The organism is Flavobacterium lacisediminis (assembly GCF_025909975.1).
GTDB lineage: Bacteria > Bacteroidota > Bacteroidia > Flavobacteriales > Flavobacteriaceae > Flavobacterium > Flavobacterium lacisediminis.
Window position 1 is genome coordinate 1 of the sequence record NZ_JAPCIO010000018.1, and the last position, 5589, is coordinate 5589.

At 35.2% G+C, this 5589-nt stretch carries 3 protein-coding genes; all 3 read left to right on the forward strand.

The genetic code is table 11. From position 1 onward, the window contains the following. On the forward strand, positions 1-2161 hold a 2161-nt coding region (locus OJ995_RS13400; RefSeq protein ID WP_264369900.1), incomplete at its 5' end, for a PKD-like domain-containing protein. Positions 2162-2434: 273 nt separating this feature from the next. After that, entirely contained in the window at positions 2435-2722 is a 288-nt protein-coding gene (locus tag OJ995_RS13405) for a hypothetical protein (RefSeq protein ID WP_264369901.1), read from the forward strand. Between the two features lie 26 nt (positions 2723-2748). After that, positions 2749-5589, forward strand: a 2841-nt coding sequence (locus OJ995_RS13410; protein ID WP_264369902.1) for a PKD domain-containing protein, incomplete at its 3' end; no start/stop codon positions are given.

The window sequence follows — 5589 nt, forward strand, 5'->3', positions numbered from 1 at the left end:
AGTAGGAAGTAGTACATTTAATATTACAATTACGGCTTTACCCGTTTTAGTAGGTGTTACGGCTAATTCAATTTGTGAAGGAGCATCTGGAACAGTTATATTTACAGCCACACCTAACACTGTTGTTACATATACAGTTGATAGTGGTGCAAATCAAACAATTTCAATTGGTACTTCAGGAGTAGCAAGTTTAAATACGCCTGTTTTAACATCAAATAGTATTTATACAGTAGTTAATATTGCTTCTTCTTTATCGCCATTTTGTAGTCAATCACAAACAGGAAGTGCTACAGTAGTTGTAAATCCAATTCCAGATGTAATTATAACTCCTACACAAACTACTATATGTTCAGGAACTTCTACAAGTATTAATTTAAGTAGTACGGTTTCGGGTACAACATTTAGTTGGGTGGTAGTTCAACAATCAAATGTAACGGGTGCAACAAATGGAAGTGGAAATGTTATTTCACAGATATTGACAAGCACTTTAACAGGTAGTGGTTATGTAGATTACTTGGTTACTCCAACATCTAACGGTTGTGTTGGCCCAGCACAAACAATTAGAATTAATGTAACACCAAGACCTAATGTCACAGCAATTAACAATATTCCGACTTTTTGTTCAGGAGGTACTACTGATATTCAATTAAGTAGTAATAACGTTCTTGGCGCAGTATTTTCGTGGACGGTGACAGGAGGAAATGTTATAGGAGCTGTAGGTGGTACAGGAACAAGTATAAATCAAACATTAACTGTTAGTGCAGGTACAACTTCAACAGTAGAGGTGGTTTATACGATAATTGCTGAAGCAAATGGTTGTTCAGGAGCGCCACAAATTGTTAGAGTTTATGTAAACCCTGTTCCAGATTTAGCTGTAGCAAGTAGTTCTGTTCCTTTGTGTTCAGGTGATACTACTAATATTTCATTTACTGGTACAATTCCAGGAACTGTATTTAGTTGGGTTGTTTTAAATAGTACTGGAGTTTTAGGGGCGTCAAATGGAACGGGTACAAGTATCCAACAAATCTTAACTGCAACTAGTCTTTCACAAGGTTCTGTTACTTATCAAATAACACCTACGTTTAATGGTTGTGTTGGAACTTCACAGACAGTTACAGTTTTAGTAAATCCACGTCCAGAGTTGTTTGCAGATCCAACGCACCCTTCTTTATGTAGTGGTGTTCTCCCTACTAATATATTTTTATCGACTTTTAATGCGGGTACTGTATTCAATTGGACAGTTAATGCAGTTGGTGTTGATGGAGCTACAGCTGGAAGTGAACCTGGACCAACGTACACTATTATTCAAAATTTAACTACTTCAGTTGATAATGTACCTGGTTACGTAGACTATATAATTACACCAACATTTGCTGGTTGTTCTGGTACTTCAATTACCGTAAGAGTAATTGTTAATCCGTTGCCAAAACCAGTTTTAACAGATGGATCAATCTGTGTTGATGATGCAGGAAATACATTTCAAACGTATCAATTAAACTCAGGGTTAGATAATGTAACATATGATTTTGTTTGGTACTTTAACGGAGTGGCTATTCCAAATTCAAATACTGCTACTTATACAGCAAATGCTGTTGGTACATATAGTGTAGTTGCTACTAATAGTGTAACAAATTGTGTTTCTGAAGTTGTTAGTGCTAATGTTACAGCTACTAATCCTGCAGCTAGTATTACAGTAATACAAAGTAACTTTTTTACTGGCAATGCAACTTTAACGGTAAATGTAACTGGAGGAAATGGTACTTTAATGTATTCGTTAGATGAAGGTACTTTACAAACTTCCAATGTGTTTACAAACGTTAGTGCGGGGCCGCATGTAATAACAGTTATAGATACTCAAGGTTGTACTTATATAGTTCAGACAGTATTAGTAGTTAATTACCCACAGTATTTTACACCTAATGGTGATGGAATAAATGATACATGGAATATTATTGGACTACAAGACCAACCTGAGGCGATAGTATACATATTTGATAGATATGGAAAACTAATAAAAGAAATTCGTCCAGCCGAACCAGAAGGATGGGATGGAACTTATAATCAAGAAAATTTGCCATCAACTGATTATTGGTTTACCGTTGATTATTTAGAAAACGGAACAAAAAAACAGTTTAAAGCGCATTTTGCGTTGAAACGTTAATTTTAGCGATGTAATTTTTATAAAACCACCTTTTTTAAGGTGGTTTTTTTTGTTAAAACCGTAACTAATTTTACTTTTTTATATTTATTATGCCTAATATTATTGGTCTTGTTAAATATTTTTAAAATAATATAGTTAATTATTTGAAAATTCAAAAAATATTTTAATATTTGTTTATTAACAAAACTTTAATATTTTATTACTTTTTTAACAAAAATAAATTATAAAGACGTTGTTGATAAAATTTGAAATCAACCAAAAACAAATGTATTTATGAAAATTTTTTTAATGATTTTTTTCAGTATTTTTTCTTTTTTTGCTATAGCTCAAGAAAAGGGAAATAAAACTGCTAATTCAAAAAATAGCAGTGTAAAAAACACAAAAAATGTTGTTGTTGTTTCTAAATCGAATGACAATGATTCCAAGGGGGCTAATGAACAGATGGATAAAAAGAATTATCCAGATAAAGTAAAAACATCTCCTGAAGAATTTTATATTGTAAATGATAAACCGGTTGATAGGGTTACTTATTTAAAATATTTAAGAGCCAATAAAAAATAATATTTCTAATACTAAAATTTAAGAATATGGGATTTAAAAATTACTTAGCTATTGTAGTATTATTTATATTTGGTAATGTGCAAAATATATTTGCTCAGCCATCTAATGATGCTTGTGCAAGTGCTATTCCTTTAACGGTTACAAATGGCTCATGTACTTCTATACTTTATACAAATGTAGCTGCAACAACGGTAGGTACTGACCCGGCTCCAGCATGTTGGGCTCCTGCAACTAGAAGCCATACAGTATGGTTTTCTTTTGTAGCAACAACTGCTGATATAGAACTATCGACTAACTTTTCTGGAACTTTAGCAAATACTCAAATTGGTGTTTACAGTGGTACCTGTGGATCGTTAACTCAGTTAGCATGTCAGGAAGATGTAAATACAGCAGGAGGACTATTACATACAAATGTTATTTTACACGGCCTAACAATTGGTAATACTTACTATGTTATGGTTGATGGAAATGGTACTTCAACTGGTACTTTTGGAATTTGTGCTCAAGAAACTTTACCTATAGCGCCACCTTCACCGATTCAGGATTGTGATACAGCACAATTTTTGTGTAATAGAAACAATATTTCTATTCCCAATGGTACAGGAGGGCCTGGTTTGGTTCAAACAAATCCATCATGTTTTGGTTCGCCAGGTGAACGTGCTGCATGGTGGTATACATTTACAGTTGCTACTACTGGGACATTAGATTTTACAATTACACCTAATGGATCTGTAGATTATGATTTTGCTGTTTATAATGTTACTACTGGTTGTCCTGGTACAGAATTAGTTTGTAATTGGGATGCAACTACTGGTGCAACAGGTTTGTGTGGAGCTGGTTTAGGATGTGAAAATACGATTACAGTTACAGCTGGTCAAACATATGCAATTTTAGTAGACAGGTTCACGGCATCGTCTAATTTTGGATTTGTATTAGATTTTGTTGGCACAACAGCCACATTTACAAGTCCAACACCTTCTTTTACAGCTTCTGCAGCATGTCTAGGTCAAGCAACAAATTTCACAAATACAACAATTGGAAGTAATACTTATAGTTGGAATTTTGGAGATGGCTTCACTTCTAATTTAGAAAATCCTTCTCATACATATGCTGCTACAGGTACCTACAATGTTACTTTATTAGTAACAACTGTTCCTGGTGGATGTCAAAATCAGATTACTATTCCAGTTACTGTTAGTCCAATTCCGACAGTAAATGCAGGTACTGATACATCAACCTGTTCGGGTGCTTGTGTCACCTTATCGGGAGCTACTAATGCTACTGGCTATACTGGACCTGCTCCTTTTTCTAATTCAACATCTTATGCAATTCCCGATGGAAGTGCAACAGGTGTTAATTCACCGATTTCTGTTTCAGGCGTTTTTCCTACTACAATAGCAGCAGGATCTATAGCTTCAGTATGTATTAATTTAACTCATGGCTGGGATTCTGATTTGGATATTTTTTTAAGATGTCCTGATGGAACTCTATTGGAGTTATCAACTGATAATGGAGGTTCGGGAGCTAACTATACAAGTACTTGTTTTACTCCAACGGCTGTAAATGTTATAGGTTCTGCGGGAAATACTACAGCTCCTTTTACAGGTAATTATGCTCCAGAGCAAGCCTTTACTGCCTTAAATGGTTGTACGGCTAATGGTACTTGGGAACTTTTTGTTCAAGATGATGCTGGATTATTTTCAGGTTCGATCACTGGATGGACAATTACATTTAATAATACATATCCTCCATTTGTTTGGTCTCCAACTACGGCGATGACTGGCGCTAATACTTTAACTCCATCAGTTTGTCCAACAGCTACAACAACTTATACATTAACAGCTTATGGTGCTGGTGGTTGTGTGGTGACAGATACTGTATTGGTTACTGTAACTCCTGGTCCATCTTTAACATTGACATCAGCGGCAGCAACTACAAATCAATCTGTATGTGCTAATTCAGCAATTACGAATATTACATATGCAGTTGGGGGTGGAGCAACTGGTGCATCGGTTGTAGGTTTACCTGCAGGTGTTACAGGTTCTTATTCAGCTGGAGTATTTACTATATCTGGAACACCAACAGCATCAGGAACATATAATTATACCGTTACGACTACTGGAGGTGGTTGTACTCCAGCTACTGCAACTGGCGTTATAAACGTAAATAATGCACCGGTTTTAACAAGTATTACTTCAACAACTCCAATTTGTTCAGGAAATAATGCTGTATATAATCTTACAGGAACTCCTAATGCAATTATTAGTTATAATATAAATGGTGGAGCACCACAAACGATAACATTAAGTGCTGCTGGAACAGCAACTGTTACAGTTCCTTCTATAGTAACTAATACTACCTTAAATGCAACTAATGTTGCAGCTGCAGGCACTACGGTTGTAGGTAATGGATTGTCAGTTGCAGGAGGTATTAATCCAGCAAATGCTGTTGGTGCAATATCTGCTTTAGGAGCTGCTGCTAATGCAACCAATTGTGCTTCAATTGATAATGCAAATACTACACAAACAATTACTTTACAACATTTAGTTCCTGCAGGTACAATTATTACGATTAGTATTGCAAGAGATACTAATGCAGGAAGTGTTAATATTTCTGATGGAACGGCTAATATAGGTGCATTTAGTGCTGGACCAAATGATGTTTTACAACGAATTACTGTTACTACAACTGTAGCAACAAATACAATTATTATTACGAGAGTTGGTGGTATAACTTGGGTTGATGGAGTTCAATATTCGATTACCTTACCAGGTTGTTCAACCCCAATTGCTATTTCTAACACAGTCGTAGTTACGGCAGTTCCTGTAATAACTTTAACTTCAGCGGTTCCTACAACAAGTCAAACA

Bases quoted from the DNA above. Each gene is read 5' to 3' on its own strand.
- OJ995_RS13405 (WP_264369901.1), top strand. From the start codon at position 2,435: ATGAAAATTTTTTTAATGATTTTTTTCAGTATTTTTTCTTTTTTTGCT.